Annotated in this window: 21 protein-coding genes; 7 read left to right on the forward strand and 14 right to left on the reverse strand. The window is 71.5% G+C overall.

Features of this window, described 5'->3' with window-relative positions; translation table 11 throughout:
* Positions 1-13: 13 nt before the first annotated feature.
* Positions 14-664: a sulfite oxidase-like oxidoreductase gene (locus IE124_RS07605; protein ID WP_189506084.1), complete on the reverse strand. Its 651-nt coding sequence runs from the start codon at positions 662-664 to the stop codon at positions 14-16.
* A 184-nt stretch (positions 665-848) separates the two neighbouring features.
* On the opposite strand from IE124_RS07605, the gene bfr reads away from it, so the two are divergent.
* A complete protein-coding gene (gene bfr / locus IE124_RS07610; protein WP_015032978.1) occupies positions 849-1,325 on the forward strand; it encodes a bacterioferritin in 477 nt (158 codons plus the stop codon).
* 8 nt (positions 1,326-1,333) lie between these two features.
* Here bfr and IE124_RS07615 read toward each other — a convergent pair whose 3' ends face one another.
* Positions 1,334-1,582 (reverse strand): (2Fe-2S)-binding protein, encoded by a 249-nt coding sequence (locus IE124_RS07615; protein WP_150271117.1) that lies wholly within the window; start codon positions 1,580-1,582, stop codon positions 1,334-1,336.
* A gap of 135 nt (positions 1,583-1,717) precedes the next feature.
* Positions 1,718-3,070: a class II 3-deoxy-7-phosphoheptulonate synthase gene (locus tag IE124_RS07620; RefSeq protein WP_189506086.1), complete on the reverse strand. Its 1,353-nt coding sequence runs from the start codon at positions 3,068-3,070 to the stop codon at positions 1,718-1,720.
* A gap of 196 nt (positions 3,071-3,266) precedes the next feature.
* On the opposite strand from IE124_RS07620, the gene IE124_RS07625 reads away from it, so the two are divergent.
* The 3 genes from IE124_RS07625 to IE124_RS07635 all read left to right on the forward strand — a co-directional run bounded on the left by IE124_RS07625 (position 3,267) and on the right by IE124_RS07635 (position 8,185).
* Positions 3,267-6,050: an N-acetylmuramoyl-L-alanine amidase gene (locus tag IE124_RS07625; RefSeq protein WP_440862306.1), complete on the forward strand. Its 2,784-nt coding sequence runs from the start codon at positions 3,267-3,269 to the stop codon at positions 6,048-6,050.
* A gap of 93 nt (positions 6,051-6,143) precedes the next feature.
* A complete protein-coding gene (locus IE124_RS35610) occupies positions 6,144-6,200 on the forward strand; it encodes a trp operon leader peptide (RefSeq protein WP_107049246.1) in 57 nt (18 codons plus the stop codon).
* Between the two features lie 104 nt (positions 6,201-6,304).
* Positions 6,305-8,185, forward strand: coding sequence for an anthranilate synthase family protein (locus IE124_RS07635; protein ID WP_189506093.1), 1,881 nt, complete (start codon positions 6,305-6,307; stop codon positions 8,183-8,185).
* Between the two features lie 242 nt (positions 8,186-8,427).
* Here the strand turns inward: IE124_RS07635 and IE124_RS07640 are convergent, their stop codons facing one another.
* The 4 genes from IE124_RS07640 to IE124_RS07655 form a co-directional block, all read right to left on the reverse strand.
* Positions 8,428-9,438 (reverse strand): 2-hydroxyacid dehydrogenase, encoded by a 1,011-nt coding sequence (locus IE124_RS07640; RefSeq protein ID WP_189506096.1) that lies wholly within the window; start codon positions 9,436-9,438, stop codon positions 8,428-8,430.
* 100 nt (positions 9,439-9,538) lie between these two features.
* Positions 9,539-10,213, reverse strand: coding sequence for a response regulator (locus tag IE124_RS07645; RefSeq protein WP_189506099.1), 675 nt, complete (start codon positions 10,211-10,213; stop codon positions 9,539-9,541).
* Positions 10,210-11,433, reverse strand: a complete 1,224-nt coding sequence (gene macS, locus IE124_RS07650; RefSeq protein ID WP_189506103.1) for a MacS family sensor histidine kinase — start codon at positions 11,431-11,433, stop codon at positions 10,210-10,212. Before macS ends, IE124_RS07645 begins: the two co-directional genes overlap by 4 nt.
* 32 nt (positions 11,434-11,465) lie before the next feature.
* Positions 11,466-12,197 carry a lysophospholipid acyltransferase family protein gene (locus IE124_RS07655; protein WP_370468740.1) on the reverse strand — a complete coding sequence of 244 codons (732 nt, stop codon included), beginning with the start codon at positions 12,195-12,197 and terminating at the stop codon, positions 11,466-11,468.
* A gap of 188 nt (positions 12,198-12,385) precedes the next feature.
* Here IE124_RS07655 and IE124_RS07660 point away from each other — a divergent pair, with 188 nt between their 5' ends.
* Both IE124_RS07660 and IE124_RS07665 read left to right on the forward strand, forming a co-directional pair.
* Positions 12,386-13,168 carry an alpha/beta hydrolase gene (locus IE124_RS07660; protein WP_189506108.1) on the forward strand — a complete coding sequence of 261 codons (783 nt, stop codon included), beginning with the start codon at positions 12,386-12,388 and terminating at the stop codon, positions 13,166-13,168.
* Complete coding sequence (locus IE124_RS07665; RefSeq protein ID WP_189506110.1) at positions 13,161-13,955, forward strand: hypothetical protein; 795 nt, start codon at positions 13,161-13,163, stop codon at positions 13,953-13,955. Before IE124_RS07660 ends, IE124_RS07665 begins: the two co-directional genes overlap by 8 nt.
* A 33-nt stretch (positions 13,956-13,988) precedes the next feature.
* On the opposite strand, the gene IE124_RS07670 is transcribed toward IE124_RS07665, so the two are convergent.
* The 6 genes from IE124_RS07670 to IE124_RS07695 all read right to left on the reverse strand — a co-directional run bounded on the left by IE124_RS07670 (position 13,989) and on the right by IE124_RS07695 (position 18,889).
* Positions 13,989-14,732 carry an endonuclease/exonuclease/phosphatase family protein gene (locus IE124_RS07670; protein WP_189506113.1) on the reverse strand — a complete coding sequence of 248 codons (744 nt, stop codon included), beginning with the start codon at positions 14,730-14,732 and terminating at the stop codon, positions 13,989-13,991.
* Positions 14,733-14,809: 77 nt separating this feature from the next.
* Positions 14,810-15,751 carry an ROK family glucokinase gene (locus IE124_RS07675; protein ID WP_189506116.1) on the reverse strand — a complete coding sequence of 314 codons (942 nt, stop codon included), beginning with the start codon at positions 15,749-15,751 and terminating at the stop codon, positions 14,810-14,812.
* 76 nt (positions 15,752-15,827) lie between these two features.
* A complete protein-coding gene (locus tag IE124_RS07680; protein WP_189506119.1) occupies positions 15,828-16,325 on the reverse strand; it encodes a DUF5304 domain-containing protein in 498 nt (165 codons plus the stop codon).
* A 41-nt stretch (positions 16,326-16,366) separates the two neighbouring features.
* Positions 16,367-17,500: an ArsA family ATPase gene (locus IE124_RS07685; protein WP_189506122.1), complete on the reverse strand. Its 1,134-nt coding sequence runs from the start codon at positions 17,498-17,500 to the stop codon at positions 16,367-16,369.
* Between the two features lie 70 nt (positions 17,501-17,570).
* Positions 17,571-18,014 carry an SRPBCC family protein gene (locus tag IE124_RS07690; protein ID WP_055644012.1) on the reverse strand — a complete coding sequence of 148 codons (444 nt, stop codon included), beginning with the start codon at positions 18,012-18,014 and terminating at the stop codon, positions 17,571-17,573.
* 107 nt (positions 18,015-18,121) lie between these two features.
* A complete protein-coding gene (locus tag IE124_RS07695; protein WP_189506125.1) occupies positions 18,122-18,889 on the reverse strand; it encodes a metallophosphoesterase family protein in 768 nt (255 codons plus the stop codon).
* Positions 18,890-19,143: 254 nt separating this feature from the next.
* Between IE124_RS07695 and IE124_RS07700 the strand changes: the two genes are divergently transcribed.
* Positions 19,144-20,940 (forward strand): AMP-dependent synthetase/ligase, encoded by a 1,797-nt coding sequence (locus IE124_RS07700; RefSeq protein WP_189506128.1) that lies wholly within the window; start codon positions 19,144-19,146, stop codon positions 20,938-20,940.
* Between the two features lie 110 nt (positions 20,941-21,050).
* Here the strand turns inward: IE124_RS07700 and IE124_RS07705 are convergent, their stop codons facing one another.
* Positions 21,051-22,193 (reverse strand): glycosyltransferase family 4 protein, encoded by a 1,143-nt coding sequence (locus IE124_RS07705; RefSeq protein ID WP_189506130.1) that lies wholly within the window; start codon positions 22,191-22,193, stop codon positions 21,051-21,053.
* Between the last annotated feature and the right edge of the window lie 66 nt (positions 22,194-22,259).

Below are 22,259 nucleotides of genomic sequence, written 5' to 3' on the forward strand. Positions count from 1 at the left end.
GCGGTCCGGAGCGCTACAGCTCCGGGCCGTCTCCCGGTTCCTCCTGGTACGAGTAGCGCTGCTCCGTCCACGGGTCGCCGAGGTTGTGGTAGCCGCGCTCCTCCCAGAAGCCCCGGCGGTCGGCGGCCATGTACTCCACGCCCCGGACCCACTTGGGCCCCTTCCAGGCGTACAGATGCGGGACGACGAGCCGCAGCGGGAAGCCGTGCTCGGCGGTGAGCAGCTCGCCGCCCTTGTGGGTGGCGAAGATCGTGCGGTCCGCGGCGAAGTCGGCGAGCCGCATGTTGGCGCTGTAGCCGTACTCGGCCCAGACCATCACGTGCGTGACCTGCGGCGCGGGCGGAGCCAGTTCGAGGATGGTCCGGGCGGGCACCCCACCCCATTCGGCCCCGAGCATGCTGAATTTCGTGACGCAGTGCAGATCGGCCACGACCGTGGAGAACGGCAGCGCCGAGAACTCCTCGTGGTTCCAGCACCGCTTGTCGCCGTCCGCCGTCGCGCCGAAGACGCGGAACTCCCAGCGGTCCGGCTTGAACTTGGGGACGGGCCCGTAGTGGGTGACCGGCCAGCCGCGCTGCAGCCGCTGACCCGGCGGAAGGTCCGGCGAACGATCCGGCTCCCCCGCTTCCCCTTCCCGGCGTTCTCCGCTCTCCGGCTGACCCATGTCATCCATGGTGACAGACGGCGAGGGGTGGTCATGACCAGCCAACCTCCCACCCGTCCGGGATTCGGGCAACTCCCACTAAGCCTGCACTTACTGGACGCCCCCCATTCGGGGTGCGAGGATGCGGCCATCCTGCCCAGTGACGGCACAGACACGCAACGTGGAAGTGGAAGGAGCCTCTGCGATGCAGGGCGACCCCGAGGTTCTCGAGTTCCTCAACGAGCAGCTGACCGGCGAACTGACGGCCATCAACCAGTACTGGCTGCACTACCGCATCCAGGACAACAAGGGGTGGACGAAGCTCGCCAAGTACACCCGTGAAGAGTCCATCGACGAGATGAAGCACGCGGACAAGCTGACCGAGCGCATCCTGATGCTCGACGGCCTGCCCAACTACCAGCGGCTCTTCCACGTCCGGGTCGGACAGACGATCACCGAGATGTTCCAGGCGGACCGCCAGGTCGAGGTGGAGGCGATCGACCGCCTCAAGCGCGGGATCGAGGTCATGCGCGCCAAGGGGGACATCACGTCCGCCAACCTCTTCGAGGAGATCCTCGCCGACGAGGAACACCACATCGACTACCTGGACACGCAGCTGGAGCTGATCGAGTCCCTGGGCGAGGCGCTCTACATCTCGACCCTGATCGAGCAGCCGAGCTAGCGGGCCGCTCAGGCGGCTTCGTCGAGCTCCGTGTAGGTCTCCGCGGTCAGGGCGGGCATGCCCTGGTCCAGAAGCTCGCGGCGGGGGCAGTTGCCGCGCCCGAGGATGGCCTGGATGCGACGGACGCATGAACCGCAGTCCGTGCCGGCCTTGCAGGCCGAGGCGATCTGGCGCGGCGTGCAGGCACCCGCGTCCGCGTGCTCCTTGACCTGCTTCTCCGTGACACCGAAGCATGAGCAGACGTACACGCGGTTCACCTCCCGCCGAGATCGATTAGGCTAACCTAACCTTACCCGGCGGGCGGGAGCCTCAAAAGCCCTGGATACGACGATGGGGCGCGGATCACATGGATCCGCGCCCCATCGTCGTAGGTATCTACCTACTGATCACGCTCACTGGTCGCGGTACATCTCCGCCACCAGGAACGCCAGGTCGAGCGACTGGCTCCGGTTGAGGCGCGGGTCGCAGGCCGTCTCGTAGCGCTGGTGCAGGTCGTCGACGAAGATCTCGTCGCCGCCGCCCACGCACTCGGTGACGTCGTCACCGGTGAGCTCGACGTGGATGCCGCCCGGGTGGGTGCCGAGCGCCTTGTGGACCTCGAAGAAGCCCTTGACCTCGTCGAGCACGTCGTCGAAACGGCGCGTCTTGTGGCCGGAGGCGGCTTCGAAGGTGTTGCCGTGCATCGGGTCGGTGACCCAGGCGACGACCGCGCCCGAGGCGGTGACCTTCTCGACGAGCTCGGGGAGCTTGTCGCGGACCTTGTCGGCGCCCATGCGGACGATGAAGGTCAGCCGTCCCGGCTCGCGGTCCGGGTCGAGGCGGTCGATGTACGTCAGCGCCTCGTCCACCGTGGTGGTCGGGCCGAGCTTGATGCCGATCGGGTTGGCGATCTGCGAGCAGAACTCGATGTGCGCGTGGTCCAGCTGGCGGGTGCGCTCACCGACCCAGACCATGTGGCCGGAGGTGTCGTACAGCTTGCCGGTGCGCGAGTCCGTACGGGTCAGGGCACCCTCGTAGTCGAGCAGCAGCGCCTCGTGGGAGGCGTAGAACTCGACAGCCTTGAACTCGGCCGGGTCGGTGCCACAGGCCTTCATGAAGTTCAGCGCGTTGTCGATCTCCCGCGCCAGCTGCTCGTAGCGCTGGCCCGAGGGGGACGACTTCACGAAGTCCTGGTTCCAGGCGTGCACCTGGCGCAGGTCGGCGTAGCCACCGGTGGTGAAGGCGCGCACCAGGTTGAGCGTGGAGGCGGAGGCGTTGTACATCCGCTTCAGGCGCTCGGGGTCCGGGATGCGGGACTTCTCGTCGAAGCCGAAGCCGTTGACCGAGTCGCCCCGGTACGTCGGCAGGGTCACTCCGTCACGGGTCTCGGTCCCCTTGGAGCGGGGCTTCGAGTACTGGCCGGCGATGCGGCCGACCTTCACCACGGGCACGGAGGCCGCGTAGGTGAGGACGGCACTCATCTGGAGCAGCGTCTTGAGCTTGGCCCTGATGTGCTCGGCGGACACGGCGTCGAAGGCCTCGGCGCAGTCGCCGCCCTGGAGCAGGAACGCCTCGCCACGGGCGACGGCTCCCATCCGGGCGCGCAGCTGGTCGCACTCGCCGGCGAAGACGAGCGGAGGATACGACTCGAGGTCCGCGATCACATCGCGCAGAGCCTCGGCATCGGGGTACTCGGGCTGCTGCGCCGCGGGCAGGTCTCGCCAGGTCGCCTTGGCGACGGCGTGGGTATCAGCGTTCACGGTCACGCTCACTACATTACGGGGTCCTTCGCCCCATCTCGGCCCCCTGCCCAGTGGCTGAGACGGCCGACCGAAATGTCCCTTGGCGGTCTTCACGCCTTCGGGTGGTGTTACCCTCTGGCCCGTTTGACAAGTAGACAGTCGATTCACAGGGGTGGGCGTGACCCAGGGGCACCGCAGGGACCGCAAGAAGAAACGATTCATGTACGGAGCGGCGGCCGCAGTCGTCGCCACCGCCACACTCGGCACCATCGCGGTCGCGTCGCCGGGCCTCCTCGGCACGACGGGCGACGCCAAGGCAGCCGCTGGTGAGGCTTCCCTCCAGTCGCAGTTCGCAAACGCGGCGCGTGAGTTCGATGTGCCGCAGAGCGTGCTGATGGCGGTGTCGTACCGCCAGACGCGGTGGGAGTCGCACGACGGGCTGCCGAGCACGACCGGCGCGTACAACGTGATGGGCCTGACGAAGGTCGACCCCGAGGACATCCAGGCCGACGCGGGCGAGGACCTCCTCCATCACCTCGTGAACGGCACCGGCGACCCGTCGGTCGACAAGAAGATCGACAAGAAGAAGGCACAGGCGCCCGTCCCCGAGGCGACGGTCGACACGGACGACCCGAAGCTGCACACCCTGGACAAGGCCGCGGAGCTGATCGACGGCTCGACCGACTCCGTCCAGGAGGACTCGGCCGCTTCGATCCGGGCCGGCGCGGCGCTTCTCGCCGAGTACCAGAAGCAGGCCGGCGCCGAGCTGTCCGACGACCCGGGCGCCTGGTACCCGGCCGTGGCCCGCTACAGCCAGTCCGAGGACCGGGACGGCGCGGACCTCTTCGCGAAGCGCGTCTTCGAGTCGATCAGGACCGGTGAGCAGGAGATCACGGCGGAGGGTGAGCAGGTCGTCCTCCCGGCGAACCCGTCGGTGGACCCGGTCGAGCCGGCGAACGTGCCGCTGGCCGCCAGCACCGCGGACACCGCCGCGACGCCGACGGCGGAATGCCCGCCCGAGCTGGTCTCGGTCTGCGGCTTCATCCCGGCCGCGTACCAGCAGGATCTGGGCAACTACAACATCGCGAGCCGCACCGCGAACGGCAGTGGCGGGTTCGACATCCGCCAGATCGTCATCCACGACATCGAGGGCACCCACGACGGCGCCGTGAGCGTCTTCCAGAACCCGAACAAGTGGGCGAGCGCGCACTACATCGTGCGTGCAGACGGTCGCGTGACCCAGATGGTCGAGACCAAGAACGAGGCGTTCCACGCGGGCAACAAGACCGTGAACATGCACTCGGTCGGCATCGAGCACGAGGGCTACGCCATCAAGGGCGACGCCGGCTGGTACACCGAGCCGGAGTACGAGTCCTCCGCCGCGCTCGTGAAGTACCTTGCCGCGAAGTTCTCCATCCCGCTGGACCGCGAGCACATCATCGGCCACGACGAAGTGCCGAGTGTCCTGGACAGCAAGATCCAGGACCACTGGGACGCGGGGCCGTTCTGGGACTGGAACCACTTCATGAAGCTGCTCGGCGCCCCCACCGGCGCCGGTAACGCGGGCGGCCTCCTGCAGGCCGGACAGCTCGTCCGGATCGTCCCGCCGTTCACCTCGGCCAACCAGCAGCAGATGAAGTACACGGAGGCGGGGGTCACCAAGACCACCGTCGCGCTGCCGGTCAACTTCGGTTACCTCTACTCGGAGCCCGTGGCCGACCAGACCAAGGCGCTGACCGACCCGTACTTCTCGGCGGGCTGGCAGTACGGTTCCAACTGGGCGAACAAGGTGACGGCCGGCAGCAGCCACGTCGTCGCCGAGTCGCGGACCAACTGGACCGCCATCTGGTACGGCGGCAAGAAGGCCTGGTTCTACAACCCCGGCGGCCAGTACACGGCCCCCGTGGGCGTGAAGACGGCGATCACCGCCAAGGACGGCGCCACCTCGATCCCGGTCTACGGCCGCGCCTACCCCGAGGACGCCGCCTACACGGGCACCGGGGTGTCGGTCCAGCCCAGCAACAACGCGTCGCTGACGAAGTACAGCCTCCCGGCCGGGCAGCTGTACACGAAGGTCGGCGACTCCGTGGTGGGCGACTACTACTCCAGCGCGTACAACACCAACGGCACCCGGGTCGCCGGCAAGACGAACGCCTTCATCCCGATCCGCTACAACCACCGCCTGGCGTGGGTGAAGGCCGCCGACGTCAAGGAGGTCGCGACCAAGGCCCCCGTCTCCGCGACCAACCGCAACAACGTCATCGCCCGGGACGCGGCCGGCGTGCTCTGGCAGTACCAGGGCACCGGCAGCGGGACCACGCCGTTCCTGACCAAGTACCGGGTCGGGCCCGGGTGGCAGGTGTACAACGCCATCACGCCCATGACGACCCTCCGGGCCGACGGCACCGGGGACGTCGTCGCGCGGGACAAGGACGGGGTGCTCTGGTACTACAAGGGCACCGGCAACCCCTCCGTCCCGTTCAAGACGCGACTGAAGGTCGGCGGCGGCTGGAACATCTACGACAAGATCCTCGGCGTCGGCGACATGAACGCCGACGGCCGGGCGGACCTGATCGCCCGGGACAGGTCCGGCGTGCTCTGGCTGTACGAGAACACCGGCGCCTCCCCGAACCCCTTCGCCACGCGGGTCCGCGTCGGCGGCGGCTGGAACATCTACAACGAGCTGATCAGCACCGGCGACATGACCGGCGACGGCAAGCCCGACCTGATCGCCCGCGACACGACCGGTGTGCTGTGGCTGTACAAGAACACCGGCGGCTCCCCCAACCCGTACGCCACCCGTGGCCGGGTCGGCGGCGGCTGGAGCGTCTACAACCTCATGGTCGGCCCCGGTGACCTGGACAAGGACGGCAAGCCTGACCTGATCGCCCGGGACGCCTCCGGTGTCCTGTGGTTCTACAAGAACCAGGGCGGATACCCGAACCCGTACGCCCCCATGCAGCGGGTCGGCGGCGGCTGGTCGGCGTACAACCTGATCGTCTGATCGGGTAACCGCCCACGAACGGGGTCCGTTCCGTACCGTCCGCGGTGCGGAACGGACCCCGTTTCCCGCTCCCCGCTGGGTTACAGTGCTTGCATGTACGCGCTTCCGACCCAGAACTGGTGGTGGACCGTCCCTCCGGCGGCCCACTGACTGCGCGTATCCGAAGACCACGCGAAGGCCGCCCGAGGGGCGGCCTTTCTCGTATCCGCGAGGCCGTTCCTCTCCGTACTCCGACCGGAAGGAACCCGCACGCCATGACCTTCGACCTCTCCCGCCTCCTGGACGACTCCTGCCCGCCCTTCGCCCTGCTGCGCAGGCGTACGCCCGGTCGTGATCACGACACCGTCGAGGTGCTGATCGGCCGGGTCCACGAGGCCGGGCGGCTCGCCGAGCTGCCCGTGGGCCCGCTGCCGACGCTGGCGCTCGTGCCCTTCCGGCAGATCCGGGAGCGCGGCTTCGACGTGCGGGACGACGGCACCCCGCTCTCCGTGCTCGTCGCCGAGGAGGCGTACGAACTGCCGCTGGACGAGGCGCTCGGCCGCCTGCCCGCGCACGACGTGCACGTCGAGGGCGGCGCGTTCGACGTCTCGGACGAGGAGTACGCCGGGACGGTGCGCCGGGTGATCGACGAGGAGATCGGCTCCGGCGAGGGCGCGAACTTCGTCATCCGGCGCACCTACACAGGTGAGATCCCTGGCTTCGGGCGGGCCGACGCGCTCGCGCTCTTCCGGCGGCTCCTCGCGGGCGAGAGGGGCGCGTACTGGACCTTCGTCGTGCACACGGGCGAGCGGACGCTCGTCGGGGCGAGCCCCGAGGTGCACGTGCGGATGTCGGGCGGCACGGTCGTGATGAACCCGATCAGCGGTACGTACCGCTACCCGGCCGGAGCCGCCCCGACGCCCGAGGACCTGCTGGCCTTCCTCGCCGACCGCAAGGAGACCGAGGAGCTCTCCATGGTGGTGGACGAGGAGCTCAAGATGATGTGCACGGTGGGCGACATGGGCGGGGTCGTGATCGGGCCCCGGCTGAAGGAGATGGCCCATCTCGCGCACACCGAGTACGAGTTGCGCGGCCGCTCCTCCCTCGACGTGCGCGAGGTGCTGCGGGAGACGATGTTCGCGGCGACCGTGACCGGCTCGCCGGTGCAGAACGCCTGCCGGGTGATCGAGCGTCACGAGACCGGCGGGCGCGGCTACTACGCGGGCGCGCTCGCGCTTCTCGGTACGGACGAGAGCGGGGCGCAGACGCTGGACTCGCCCATCCTCATCCGTACCGCCGACATCGACTCGGGCGGGCGGCTGCGGGTGCCCGTCGGGGCGACCCTCGTCCGGCACTCGGACCCGGCCGGCGAGGTGGCCGAGACGCACGCCAAGGCGGCCGGGGTGCTGACGGCGCTCGGGGTGCGGGAGGGGCGCCCGACGGTGGACGGAGCGGCTCCGGCGCCCGCGCGCCTCGCCGACGATCCGCGCGTGCGGGCCGCCCTGGACGCGCGGCGGGCCGATCTCGCGCCGTTCTGGCTGCGGATGCAGGTGCGTTCCGCGGAGCTGTCGGGCCACGCGCTGGTGATCGACGCCGAGGACACGTTCACGGCGATGCTCGCGCACGTGCTGCGCTCCTCGGGCCTCGAGGTGTCGGTGCTCCGCTACGACGAGCCGGGGCTACGGGAGCTGGCCCTCGCCCACGAGGGGCCGGTGGTGCTCGGGCCCGGCCCCGGGAACCCCTCGGACGCCGCCGACCCGAAGATGCGTTTCCTGCGCGGTCTGACGGCCGAGCTGGTGCGCGGCCACCGGCACGGTCTGCTCGGGGTGTGTCTGGGGCACGAGCTGATCGCCGCCGAGCTGGGTCTGGAGATCGTCCGCAAGCGGACCCCGTTCCAGGGGGCGCAGTTGCGGATCGACCTCTTCGGGCAGGAGCAGACGGTCGGCTTCTACAACAGCTTCACGGCCCGGTGCGACGACCGGGCGGCGACGGAGCTGGCCCTGCACCGGATCGAGGTCAGCCGCGACGCGGAGACCGACGAGGTGCACGCGCTGCGCGGGCCGGGCTTCGCGGGCGTGCAGTTCCACCCCGAGTCGGTGCTCACGATGGACGGGGCGGCCCTGACGGCCTCGCTCCTCGCGGGAGTACTGGTCTAGGGGGTGTCGTCAACTTCCCGTCGTCGCCCGAAGCCGCGGGGCAGACGGGAATGTGACGACACCCCCTAGGCCCTGTCGTCAAACTCCCGCCTGCCCTGCGACGCCATGCACGCACTCTCACCGCACCGGGCACAGACCCGCGTACATCCAGTACGCGGGCCCGCGCCCGGCACGCCGAGAGCACGCACCTGACGCCGCAGGGCCCGCCCTTCGGGCGGACGACGGGAGTGTGACGACAGGACCTAGGAGGGGTGATCGGAGGCCCTCGGCACCAGGACGTTCTCGCCGCGCCGCCCGGCGGTGTAGTCGAGGACGTTCTGGACCGTGGTGTCGATGATCTGGCTCACGGCGTCGACCGTGTAGTACGCCTGGTGGGAGGTGACCACCACGTTCGGGAAGGTGACCAGGCGGGCCAGGGTGTCGTCCGCGACGGCCTCCAGGGACTTGTCGAGGAAGAAGAGCCCGGCCTCCGCCTCGTACACGTCGAGCCCGACCCCGGTGAAGCGGCCCTTCCTGAGCTCGCCGACCAGGGCCTCGGTGTCGACGAGGCCGCCGCGGCTGGAGTTCACCAGGATCGCGTCGTCCTTCATGGCCCGCAGGGCGGCGGCGTCGATGACGCGCTGGGTGGACGGGAGCAGCGGTACGTGGAGGCTGACGACGTCGGCCTCGGCGAGGAGCCGCTCCTTCTCGACGTACTTCATGCCGAGCCCGACGCAGGCGGGGTTCTCGGCGACGTCCCAGCCGAGCAGGTTCATGCCGAAGCCGTGGGCGATCCGGGTGAAGGCCTCGCCGATCTTGCCGGTGCCGAGGACGCCGACGGTGCGGCCGCGGAGGTCGCGGCCCATCAGCCCGTCGAGGCGGAAGTCGAAGTCGCGGGTCCGGTTGGAGGCGCGGACGATCCGGCGGTTGACGGTCATCGCGAGCGTCCAGGCGAACTCCGCGACGGAGTACGGGGAGTAGTACGAGACCCGGGCGACGGTCAGGCCGAGCCGCTCGGCGACCTCCAGGTCGATGTTGTTGAAGCCCGTGGAGCGCTGGGCGATCATCTGGGTGCCGCCGGCGGCGAGGGTCTGGAGGACCCTGTGGCCGAGGTCGGCGTTGACGCTGGTGGAGATGACCTCGTAGCCGGCCGCGATCGGCGCGGTGTCCTCGGTCAGGAAGACGCCCAGGCAGCGGACGTCGTGGTGCCCTTCGAAGGCCCTCTCGATCATCGGCTTCTCGTCCGCCTGCACGCCGAATGCCAGGATTTCCACGGGTTTCCCCCAGAAGCGGTGAAGGGCCGTATATGCGCGGTCCTCCGCGAATATACGGCCCCTCACGTCACCGCGCCCGGCGTTCCCGGGAGGGCGGGAGCTACGCGTCGTCGAGACCGCGCTCGATGGCGTACCGGACGAGCTCCACGCGGTTGTGCAGCTGGAGCTTGCCGAGCGTGTTCTGGACGTGGTTCTGGACGGTGCGGTGCGAGATCACCAGGCGCTCGGCGATCTGCTTGTAGCTGAGCCCCTTGGCGACCAGCCGCAGGACCTCGGTCTCGCGCTCCGTCAGCTGCGGGGCCTTCGGCTCGTCGGCGCCGGCGGCAGGGGCGGGCTCGGAGGCCAGCCTGCGGTACTCGCCGAGGACGAGACCGGCGAGGCCGGGGGTGAAGACGGGGTCGCCGACGGCCGTCCGCCGCACGGCGTCGATCAGCTCCGCGGTACTGGCCGACTTGAGGAGGTAGCCGGTGGCACCGGACTTGACCGCCTCCAGGACGTCGGCGTGCTCGCCGCTCGCCGAGAGGACCAGGACCCGCAGCGCGGGGTGGGCTCCGACGAGCTCCTTGCAGACCTGGACGCCCGGCTTGACCGGCAGGTTCAGGTCCAGGACGAGGACGTCGGGGCCGACCGCGGTGGCCCGGCGCACGGCCTGCTCGCCGTCGCCCGCCGTGGCGACGACGTCGAAGCCCGCCTCCGCGAGGTCTCGGGCGACCGCGTCCCGCCACATCGGATGGTCGTCGACGACCATCACCCTGATCTGCTGCTGCTCGCTCATCTTTCCTGTCCTGCCTTCCCCCGGGGAACCTTCAACTCGACTTCCGTGCCCTGCCCGGGGACCGAGATCAGCTCGGCCGAGCCGCCCAGGTCCCGCAGTCTGCCCCGGATGGAGAGGGCGACCCCCATCCGGCCCTCGCCCTCGGCCTGCGCGAGGCGGCCTTCCGGGATGCCGGGGCCGTCGTCCCGGACGGTGACGATCACCTCGTCCGGCCAGTCCTCGACCAGGATCCAGGCCTGGGCGCCCTCCCCCGCGTGCACCCGGACGTTGTCCAGGGCGGCGCCGACGGCGGCGTTCAGCTCGCGGGCGGCGGGCGGCGGCAGCATGACCGGCGCGCCCGGCTCGGAGAGGGTGACCCGGGCCCCGGCGCGCGGGGCGAGCAGCAGGCGCAGGTCGACGGGGGTGTCCCCGGCGCCGAAGGGGGGATCGTCGTCCACGTCGACGACCCGGACCACGGCCCCCTCGGACTCGTCCTCCGAGACCAGGCTGGGCCGGGCGAGGCCGCCCGCGACGAGCGTCCGGAGCGCCACCTCCTGCTCCCCCGCCATCCGGCCGAGCTCGGCGGCCTCGCCGCCCAGCGCCGTGCCGCGCCGCTGCACCATCGCGAGGACCTGGAGGACGCTGTCGTGGATGTCCCGGGCGAGCCGCTCCCGCTCCCGGGTCGCGGCCTCGATCTCCAGGGCGCGGGCGAGGGTGCGCTCGGAGGCGCGGGCCACCTCGACGACGTATCCGATGGCGATGGAGGCCACCCAGACGAGCAGCACGTTGTGGAGGGTGTCCCGGCTGGGGTGGCCGCGCTCGACGAGGTTGGCGACGGCGACCAGCGAGGAGGCGATTCCGGCCCAGCGCCAGCCGCCCTTGATCGCGTACGCGAGGACGGAGCCTGCGGTCCATATGGTCGGCAGGGTGGCGTGGTCGACCGACTGGGCCTGGGCGTCGGCGAGCGGGGTGAGGAGGATGCCGACGAGGGCGATCGTGAGGTCGGCGCCGAGGAAGCGCTTGGTGCAGCTGGCCGCGTTCGCCACCTTGGGGAGGGTCGCGAGCGTCCAGACGCACATGACCGCCAGATAGGCGACGGCGATCCAGGGCCGTTCGTACCGCTCCCGCCCGAAGGCGAAGAGCAGTACGGCGTAGACCATCGTCAGGACGCGGTAGCCGGTCAGCGCCCGCCACAGCGGCTGCTCGACCGACATGCGCACGACACGTTCGCGCTTGACCATCTCCCCCACCCCCCGAACACCCCTGGGGGTGCTTACGCGCCGGACTCTTCCCGCGCCGCGATCTCGGCCTTGACGGCCTCCTTGGCCGCCTTCTCCGCGTCCGCGATCTGCCGCTTGGCGGCGGTCGCGTAGATGTCGACGTACTCCTGGCCGGACAGCTTCATGATCTCGTACATGACCTCGTCGGTCACCGAGCGGAGGATGAAGCGGTCCCCCTCCATGCCCTGGTAGCGGGTGAAGTCCAGCGGCTTGCCGATCCGGATGCCCGGGCGCATCAGCTTGGGGACGACCTTGCCGGGCGGCTGGATCTTCTCCGTGTCGATCATGGCGACCGGGATCACGGGCGCGCCGGTGGCCAGGGCCACCCGCGCCAGACCACCGGGCTTGCCGCGGTAGAGGCGGCCGTCGGGCGAACGCGTGCCCTCGGGGTAGATCCCGAAGAGCCCGCCGCCCTCGACGACCTCGATGCCGGCCTTGATCGCCGCCTCGCCGGCGCCGCGGGCGCCCGAGCGGTCGACCGGGAGCTGGCCGACGCCCTTGAAGAAGGCGGCGGTCAGCTTGCCCTTCACCCCCGGGGAGGTGAAGTACTCGGCCTTCGCGATGAAGGTGACCTTGCGGTCCAGGACGGCGGGAAGGAAGAAGGAGTCCGAGAAGGAGAGGTGATTGCTCGCCAGGATCGCGGGACCCTCGGCCGGAATGTTCTCCAAACCCTCGACCCAGGGCCGGAAGGCCAGCTTCAGGGACCCTCCGATGGAGAACTTCATTGCGCCGTAGATCAACTCGCCATGCCTTCCGTGTGCCGTCGCGACGACTTTATCCCGTACCTGGCCACGGCCCCCGCTGCGGCCCTGGTCGGTGTCGGTCCGGTCGCGTACCGTGAAGGTCCTTCCCCATCTTCCGTCGCTTCGGCGCACCCGCAGCCGCCGAAGTCGCAACCGAACAGGAGACCCCGGTGCCGGTCCTTCCCGGAGCCGAGCCGTACCGCCACGAAGGCGGAGAGGTCGGCGTCCTTCTCTGTCACGGATTCACCGGTTCCCCGCAGTCGATGCGCCCGTGGGCCGAGTATCTGGCCGGCCGCGGACTCACCGTGTCGCTGCCGCTGCTGCCGGGCCACGGCACCCGCTGGGAGGACCTCCAGCTCACCACCTGGCGCGACTGGTACGCGGAGGTGGACCGGGCCCTGCGCGAGCTCCTGGACCGGTGCGAGACCGTCTTCGTCTTCGGTCTCTCCATGGGCGGGGCGCTCACGCTGCGGCTGGCCGCGCAGCACGGTGACGCGGTGCGCGGCATCGTCCTCGTCAACCCGGGCAACAAGGTCCACGGCCTGGCGGCGCACGCCCTGCCGGTCGCCCGGCACCTGGTCCGCACGACGGCCGGCATCGCGAGTGACATCGCCAAGGAGGGCGTGACGGAGGTCGGCTACGACCGGGTTCCGCTGCACGCCGCGCACACGCTGCGCCAGTTCTTCCGCACGGTGGACGCGGAGCTCCCGCAGGTCACGCAGCCGCTGATCGTGCTGCACAGCCCGCAGGACCACGTGGTGCCGCCGGCCGACTCGGCCCGGATCCTCAGCCGCGTTTCCTCGACGGACGTCCGGGAGATCCTGCTGGAACAGAGCTACCACGTCGCGACGTTGGACCATGACGCGGAGCGGATCTTCGAGGAGAGCTGGGCGTTCGTCGAGCGTCTCGCCCCGAGTCCGGTCGACGGGAAGAGGAGCAGCAGCGGTGGCTGATCAGCAGGACGGCGGCGAGCGGGAGCCGCAGCCCATCGACGAGGAGGCGGCCTGGGCCGCGATCGTCGCCGGGTACGGGGACGAGCCCGCGGATCCCCCCGGGACGAGGCCGTTCCGGCCGATCGAGACCCTCTCGCTGCCCGAGCCGGAGGACGAGGACGAGGACGCGCAGCCGGACACCAGGACGGGCCCGGGCCCGGCGACGACGTCCGGGACGGGTACGGGGTCGGGTACGAGTACGGGGTCGGGTACGGGTACGGGGTCGGCGTCCGCGTCCGGATCCGGGGACGCGTCCCGGTCCGAGGCGGCCGGTTCCGGTGCCGAGACGGCCCCGTCCGGCGACGAGTCCGGAGCGACCGGGCCGACGGGAGCGGACGGCGAGCCGCCGGCCGATCCCGACCGGCGGCCGGAGGCAGGAGCGGAGAAGCCCGCACTGGGCAGCTCGATCGTCTTCGCGCCCGGGGTCCGCCCGAGCGGCCCGCGGGACTACTCCCCGGCCGAGCCGGAGGACGGCCCGGACGGCGCCGAGGAGGGACACTTCGTCCCGCCGGAGCCCCCGCCGCTCCCGGAGGCCGACGCGACGACCAAGTTCGCCTGGCTGGGCGTGGTCGGCGGTCCGGTGCTGATGCTGGCGGCCGTCCTCTTCCAGTGGGACATGACGTGGTGGCTGACGACGCTCTGCGTCGGCGGCTTCCTCGGCGGCTTCGCGACCCTGGTGGCGCGCATGAAGCACGACGACGACGATGACGACGGCTTCGGCGACCCGGGCCGCGGGGCGGTCGTATAACCACCGGACCGCCCGAAGAAGCACCCTCCCGCCTTACGAAGCGGGCACACGGACCGCCGCCAGGACTGGCAGGTGGTCCGTGGCCGCTCTCAGGTCCGTGGGGTCGAGGTGGGGCGGAACCCCGCAGCCGAGGAACTCGATGCCCGGGGTGGCCAGGATCGCGTCGATGCGCTGGTGCGGGTCGGCCGGGGTCGAGGTGTGCTCGCCGCCCCAGGGGCTGACCGCCCAGCCGTCCCGGAGCTCCGTCGCGAGCCGGGTGAAGGCGGGGCCGCCGGGCCGTTCGTTGAGGTCTCCGGCCACGAGGGTGTACGGGGTGCCCAGCGCGGCGACCCGGTCGAGGACCATCCCGGCCTGGGCGTACCGCTCGTCCTTCCGCAGGCTCAGGTGGCAGCTGATCAGCCCGACCCTGGCCCCGGCGAAGCGGACGACCGCGGTCGCGAGGCCGCGGCGGTGCAGGCCCGGGGTGAGCGGCAGCAGCACGTCCTCGGTGCGTTCCACGGTGGCCCGCAGGGAGCAGAGGAGCATCGGCCCCGCCGCGGTGGCGCCGCCGCTCAGCATCACGAGCTCGCTCTTGGCGGCGAGCCGGGCCGCGTGCTTGCGCCAGCGGAAGAAGCGCGGGGCCTCCTGGACGAAGACGAGGTCCGGAGCGCAGGCCCGGATCACGCGGGCGAGGGCGTCCTCGTCGTCGCGCATCGAGCGGACGTTGTAGCTCAGGACCCGGAGGACGGCCGAACCGTCCGCCTCGGTGCGGGAGTTGGGCAGCTCACTGATCGCCATGCCGGTCAACATACGACGACCGCCCGCCGTGTCCGAGAGGACGCGGCGGGCGGTCGTCGTGTGCCTTCGTACGGGTGTCAGCCCTGGCGGGCCAGGTCGGCCGCGCCGACCAGGCCGGCCTTGTTGCCGAGCTGGGCCGCGAGGACCTGCGCGTGCGGGCGCCACTGGCCGCCGATCAGCCAGCGCCGGAAGGACTTCCGGATCGGGTCGAGGACGAGGTCGCCCTCGTCCGAGACGCCGCCGCCGACGATGAACGCCGAGGGGTCGAAGAGCGAGGCCAGGTCCGCGAGGCCGGCGCCCGCCCAGCGGGCCAGCTCGCGGAAGGAGTCGACGGCGACCGCGTCGCCGGCGCGGGCGGCCTGGCTGACGTGCTTGCCCTCGATGCCCTCGGGGGTGCCGTCGCCGAGGCCCAGCAGGATCGCCGCCCGCTCCGGCGTGGCGTTGGCGCGCTGCTTCGCGTACCGGACGAGCGCGCGCCCGGAGGCGTACTGCTCCCAGCAGCCCTGGCTGCCGCAGCCGCAGAGCAGGCCGTCGGGGACGACCCGGATGTGGCCGAACTCGGCGGCCACGCCGAAGCGTCCGCGGCGCAGCTTGTTGCCGATGATGATGCCGCCGCCGAGGCCGGTGCCGAGGGTGATGCAGATGACGTCCTCGTGGCCCTGGCCGGCGCCGAACCTGTACTCGCCCCAGGCGGCCGCGTTGGCGTCGTTCTCCACGACGACGGGGAGGCCGACGCGCTGCTCGACCTTGTCCTTCAGCGGCTCGTGCCGCCAGTCGATGTTCGGCGCGAAGAGGACGGTGGCGCGCTTGTCGTCGACGTAGCCCGCGGCACCGATGCCCACGGCCTCGATCGAGTGTCCCTTGCCCGCCTCGGAGACGGCGGCGCTGATCGCGTCGACGATTCCCTCGGGGGTCGGCGGGGTGGGCACCTTGTGCGTGTCGAGGATGTTGCCCTCCTCGTCGACCACGCCGGCCGCGATCTTGGTGCCGCCGATGTCGACGCCGATGGTGAGTCCCATGTGTCCCTCAGTATTCGGTCGAGCCCCGCTACGGCCCACCGTACCCGAGGGGAGGGGTCGTCCCGATCAGTCCCGATCAGTCGAGGTCGATCTGCTGGCCCGTTCCGGGGCCTTCGTCGTCGCGGCGCGGCTCGTCCCCGTCACCGTCCCCGCTGTCCCCGCCGTCCCGGTCGGGGCGGGCGTCGGCCTCGCGGCGCGGGTCGTCGTCGGCGACGGTCCCGCCGCGGGTCCAGCGGGTCTCGTGGCCCTCGACGGCGGAGCGGTAGGCGGCGAGCAGTTCGTTCCCGGCGGCGGCGAGGTGGTCGAAGACCTGCGGGTTGCGCTCGATGACGGGCTCGACGGCGGCCTTCGCCTGGTTGACGAACTGCTGGACGGTCTGTCCGCTGATCCCGCCGAGACCGCCGAGCAGCGGGCCTCCGAGTCCTCCGGAGACCTTGTCGGCGACGGCGTCGAAGAGCTTGCGGAGTTCCTCGGCGGCCGAGCCGGGCTCGGCTCCGCGCTCCGCGCGGCGGCGGGCCTTCTCCGCCTCCAGGTCCTCGGCGCACGCCTTGGCCCAGGCATCCGAATCGCTCATGGCGTACTCCTCAGTGGCTGGTACTTCGACGGTACACGCCCTCAGGGGGTCCGGGGCCAGAGTCCCGGGTCGGGCGTGAAGCGGACCCTGAGGTCCCCTTCGACGAGCCCGGCGCCGGTCACGGTGCAGCGGCGCAGGGCGGGCGGCAGGGGCAGGTGGCGGCGGAACGGGCCGACGGTCAGGAGCAGTTCGTCGCCGCGGCGGACGAGGGCGAGCTCCTCCTTGACGGCGCCGGGCAGCGCGATGTGCCAGACGAGGACGCCGTCCTCCTCCCGCCGGTCCTCGACCTCACGACCGGGTACGGGGGCCGGAGCGGGGGCGGCGGGCGGGACGGGCGCCAGGAGGGCGAGGTCCTCGGCGCCGCGCGGGTCCCGGCCGAGGTGCGGCAGCTCGTGCACGACGCCCGCGGCGGTACGGAGCTCCGCCAGGTGCCGGTGCTGCTGGGCGGTGAGCCCGGCGAGCCAGGGGTCCTCGGAGTCGGCGGGGAGCAGCCGGTTGGCGACGACGGCGTCGAGGGCGAGGCCCTGGAGGGCGAGCCCGAGCCGGGCGGTGCGCAGGGCGCGGACGGCGGCGGGTCCGGGTTCGAGGACGAGCCGGACGCTGGTGGTGGGGGCGTCGGCGACGGCCTGGGCGGCGGCGAGCTCGGCCTCCCAGCGGGCGGTGGTCTCGTACAGCCACTGCGCGGGCATGGGGACGCCGGCGAGCTGGGCGAGCATGGGGCGCAGCGCGCGGGCGGCCTGTCGTTCGGGCGGCAGGAGACGGCGCAGATAGCGGCGGAGCTGCTCGGGCAGGGCGAGGAGGGCGAGGGCCTCGGGGAGCGGGGGCAGGTCGACGACGGCGAGGTCGTGCGTGCCCCGGGCGGCGTCGCGCAGGGCCCTCAGCAGGGCGAACTGGCGGCTGCCGGGGAGCTCGGTGAGCTCGGCCTCCTCGAAGGGCGCGGCGCCGAGGAGGTCGAGGGCGGCGCCGGAGCGGGCCTGGAGCGCGAGGAACTCGCGCCGGAAGTCGGCGGCGGGATCGGGACGCAGGATGCTCAGGCCGTCTCCGGCGAGCCCCGGGTCGGCCTCCTCGGAGACGAGCAGGACCCGGTGCCCGGCGCGCGCCTCGGCCAGGGCGGTCGCGGCGGCGACGGTGGTGCGTCCGGCGCCGCCGGGGCCGGTGACAAGGATGATCCGCATGCGGAGGACGTTACCGCCGCCCTCCTGGGGGCTGTGCTGCCGGTCGGTCCGGACCGGGGAGCCCCCGGGGTCACACGCCGGATTCGACGCGCTTCTTCAGGCCGGCCAGGGCGCGGTCGATGATGACCTTCTCGGCCTTGCGCTTGATCATGCCGAGCATGGGGATCTTGACGTCCACGGTCAGCTGGTAGGTGACCTCGGTACGGGTGCCGCCGCCGAGCGCGGCGAGCCGGTAGGAGCCGTCGAGGGAGCGGAGCATCTGGGACTTGACCAGGGTCCAGCTGACCTCGTCGGCGCCGGTCCAGGTGTACGCCAGGGTGTGGTCGTCCTTGATGGCGCCGGCGTCGAGGAGCAGCCGGACCTTCTCCGCGCGGCCGGAAGCGTCCTTCTCCAGGACCTCGGCCTCCTTCACCTCGCCCGTCCACTCCGGGTAGCGGGCGAAGTCGGCGATCACACCCATGACGTCGGCCGGCGCCGCTTCGATGGTGATGCTGGAGCTGGTGTGTTCGGCCATCGCGGTGGCTCCTCCACTGTGCGGTCAGGCGAGAACTCGAAGAAAAACAAGGGCACAAACGTACAGAGGTGCCGACGGAAGGCTATCGCGCCGTGGCTCCGCGCCCGTCACCACTCCAGGGCGAAGGGCCTGCCGGTCGAGGCGAAGTGGCCGACGTTGACGCACTCGGTCGCGGCGATCCGCATCCGGCGGGCGAGCGGCTGGTGGACGTGGCCGAAGAGGGAGTACCGGGGCCGGGTGCGCCTGATCGCGTCGAGCAGCGCGCGGCTGCCGCGCTCGAAGCGGCGGGCCACCGTGTCGTAGGTCAGCTCGGGGACGTCCGGCGGGATGTGGGAGCAGAGGACGTCGACGTCCCCGAGGGCCTCGACCTTGGCCGCGTACTCCTCGTCCGAGATCTCGTACGGGGTGCGCATCGGAGTGCGCAGTCCGCCGCCGACGAAGCCGAAGGTGAGGCCGCCGAGCTCGACGCGCTGTCCGTCGAGGACGGTCGTGCCCGGTCCGGCGTACTCCTTCCAGAGCCGGGGGATGTCGACGTTCCCGTAGGTGGCGTAGGTGGGGGCGGGGAAGGCGGCGAAGAGGTCGGCGTACTGGCGGCGGACGGCGGCCTCGATGGCGGTCTCGCGGTCGACGTCCAGCTCGGCCCAGAGGCGGCGGCCCAGGTCGCGGGCCTCGTCGAAGCGGCGGGCGGTGCGCAGCTCCACGAGCCGGTCGGCGTTCTCGACGCCGAAGAGGTCGGGGAAGATCCCGCGACCGTGGTCGGCGTAGTCGAGGAAGAGAACCAGGTCCCCGAGACATATGAGGGCGTCGGCGCCCTCCCCCGCCTTGGCGAGGTCTTCGGCGTTGCCGTGCACGTCACTGACCACATGGACTCGCATGAGCCCACCTTAGGGGGTGTCACCTGCGGTTACTTCCGAGTCGCGAAACCCGTGGACTACTGTGCGCACAGCATCGTCATGCATGTGTGACGCACGGAACATCTGGCCGGGACCCCCTATCGGAACCAACTACTGATGGGTAACGTCCGGTCGGTCCAGTCGTGCTCACCCCCACTGAGCACCTGCCCGATCATGGACCACACCGGTGCATCACACAGAGCCGTGGCGCCGGCGCCCGATGAGGAGCAGCAGTCTTGCGCGAGTTCAGCCTTCCGGCCCTGTACGAGGTCCCCACGGACGGCAACCTGACGGATCTCATCCGCCGCAACGCCTCCCGGCACCCAGATGTCGCCGTGATGGGACGCAAGGTCGACGGGGTCTGGACGGACGTGACGGCCACGCAGTTCCTCGCGGAGGTCCGCGGGGTCGCCAAGGGCCTGATCGCCTCGGGCGTCGAGGCAGGCGACCGGGTCGCCCTGCTGTCCCGCACGCGCTACGAGTGGGTGCTCCTCGACTTCGCGATCTGGAGCGCGGGCGGCGTGACCGTGCCGGTCTACGAGACGAGCTCGCCGGAGCAGATCCAGTGGATCCTCGGCGACTCGGGCGCCTCGCTGGCGCTCGTGGAGAGCGCGGCCCACGAGGCCTCGGTGGAGTCCGTCCGGACGGACCTCCCGGACCTCAAGGGCGTCCGTCAGATCGACGCCGGCGCGGTCGAACGGCTCACCGCCGAGGGCGCGGACGTCTCCGACGAGCTGCTCGACGCGCGGATGTCGGCGGCGAACGCCGACGACCCGGCCACGATCGTCTACACCTCGGGCACGACCGGCCGCCCCAAGGGCTGCGTCCTGTCCCACCGGGCCTTCTTCGCCGAGTGCGGCAACATCGTGGAGCGGCTGAAGCCCCTCTTCCGTACCGGCGAGTGCTCGGTTCTGCTCTTCCTGCCGGCCGCGCACGTCTTCGGGCGGCTCGTCGAGGTCGCGTCCGTCATGGCGCCGATCCGGCTCGGCTGCGTCCCGGACATCAAGAACCTCACCGACGAGCTGGCCTCCTTCCGGCCGACGCTGATCCTGGGCGTGCCCCGGGTCTTCGAGAAGGTCTACAACTCGGCCCGGGCCAAGGCACAGGCCGACGGCAAGGGCAAGATCTTCGACAAGGCCGCGCACACCGCGATCGCGTACAGCCGGGCGATCGGGACCCCCGCGGGCCCGTCCTTCGGCCTCAAGCTCAAGCACAAGATCTTCGACAAGCTCGTCTACAGCAAGCTGCGGGCGGTCCTCGGCGGTCGTGGCGAGTACGCGATCTCGGGCGGTGCGCCGCTGGGCGAGCGGCTCGGCCACTTCTTCCGGGGCATCGGCTTCACGGTCCTGGAGGGCTACGGCCTGACGGAGTCGTGCGCGGCGACCGCCTTCAACCCGTGGGACCGGCAGAAGATCGGCACGGTCGGTCAGCCGCTGCCGGGTTCGGTGGTGCGGATCGCCGACGACGGCGAGGTGCTGCTGCACGGCGAGCACATCTTCTCGCGGTACTGGAACAACGAGGCGGCGACGGCCGAGGCGCTGGCGGACGGCTGGTTCCACACGGGCGACATCGGCACGCTCGACGAGGACGGCTACCTCGCGATCACGGGCCGCAAGAAGGAGATCCTGGTGACGGCGGGCGGCAAGAACGTCGCCCCGGCGGTCATCGAGGACCGCATCCGCGCGCACGCGCTGGTCGCGGAGTGCATGGTGGTGGGCGACGGCCGGCCGTTCGTGGGCGCGCTCGTCACGATCGACGAGGAGTTCCTCGGCCGCTGGGCGTCCGACCACGGCAAGCCGGCCGGCTCCTCGGCGGCCTCCCTGCGCGAGGACGCCGACCTCCTGGCGGAGGTCCAGCGCGCGATCGACGACGGCAACGCGGCGGTGTCCAAGGCCGAGTCGGTCCGCAAGTTCCGGGTGCTCCCGGCCCAGTTCACGGAGGAGGCGGGGCACATCACCCCGTCCCTGAAGCTGAAGCGCAACGTCGTGGCGCGGGAGTTCGCGGACGAGATCGAGGCGATCTACGGGGGCTGAGCCGGTCGGCCGCCCCTGAGGCACGTACGGAGAGGGCCCCGGGTGGACATCCACCCGGGGCCCTCTCCGTACGTCCTGGCAACCGGACGGTCCGACGTCCTGCCGCCGTGTCAGAGCAGCTCCCTGAGCCGCTCCGCGAGGAGGTCCCAGCGCCACTTCTCCTCGACCCAGGCACGGCCCCGCTCGCCCATGCGGGCCCGGAGCTCGGGGTCCAGGAGGAGGGTGCTGACGCGGTCGGCGGTCTCCTCGGCGGATTCGCCGCGGACGACCCAGCCGGTCTCGCCGTCGAGGACGGCGTCGGGGGCGCCGCCGGAGTCGCCGGCGACGACCGGGAGGCCGGTGGCCGAGGCCTCCAGGTAGACGATGCCGAGGCCCTCGACGTCGAGGCCGCCGCGGCGGGTGCGGCAGGGCATCGCGAAGACGTCGCCGGCCCCGTAGTGGGCGGGGAGCTCGGACCAGGGGACGGCGCCGGTGAAGCGTACGGATCCGGCCACGCCGGTCTCGTCGGCGAGGCGGCGCAGGTCCTTCTCGTACGGGCCGCCGCCGACGATCAGGAGGACCGCGTCCGGCACCCGGCGCAGGATCGCGGGCAGGGCACGGATCAGGGTGTCCTGGCCCTTGCGCGGGACGAGCCGGGAGACGCAGACGACGACGGGCCGGTCGCTGAGCCCGAGGCGGGCGCGGACCTCGGCGCCGCCGGAGTCGGGGTGGAAGGTCTTCTCGTCCACGCCCGGCGGGAGCTGGACCATCCGCGCGGCCGCGGCGGGCGTGAGGGCCTCCGCGATCCGGGAGCGGGTGTACTCGCCGAGGTAGGTGAGGGTGTCCGTGCCCTCGCCGATCCGCCGCAGGAGCTGCCGGGCGGCGGGCAGCTGGGCCCAGCCGGCCTCGTGGCCGTGGGTGGTGGCGACGAGCCGCTTCGCGCCCGCCTGGCGCAGCGCCGGGCCCATCAGGCCGAGCGGCGCGGCGGCACCGAACCACACGGACCGGCAGCCGTGCTCACGCAGCAGGGCGGTGGCGCGGGCGGTGACCCGGGGGGTGGGCAGCAGCATGGTGGTGCGATCGCGGACAACCGTGAAAGGCTGTTCGGCGTCGAACAGAGCAGTCGCCTCGACCCCTTCGCGGCTGCGCTTCCACGTGGAGGCGTAGACCACGATCTGCTCGGGGTCCAGGCGCAGCGCCATGTTGTGCAGGAACGCCTGGATTCCGCCGGGTCGCGGCGGGAAGTCGTTGGTTACGATCAGGGTCTTGTCCATCGTGGCCGACAGTACGCGATGGCACTCACCGCCCGGCACCACCACTCTCCGCGCGAGCGGACCGAC

Source organism: Streptomyces narbonensis, from assembly GCF_014649015.1.
Classification (GTDB): domain Bacteria; phylum Actinomycetota; class Actinomycetes; order Streptomycetales; family Streptomycetaceae; genus Streptomyces; species Streptomyces narbonensis.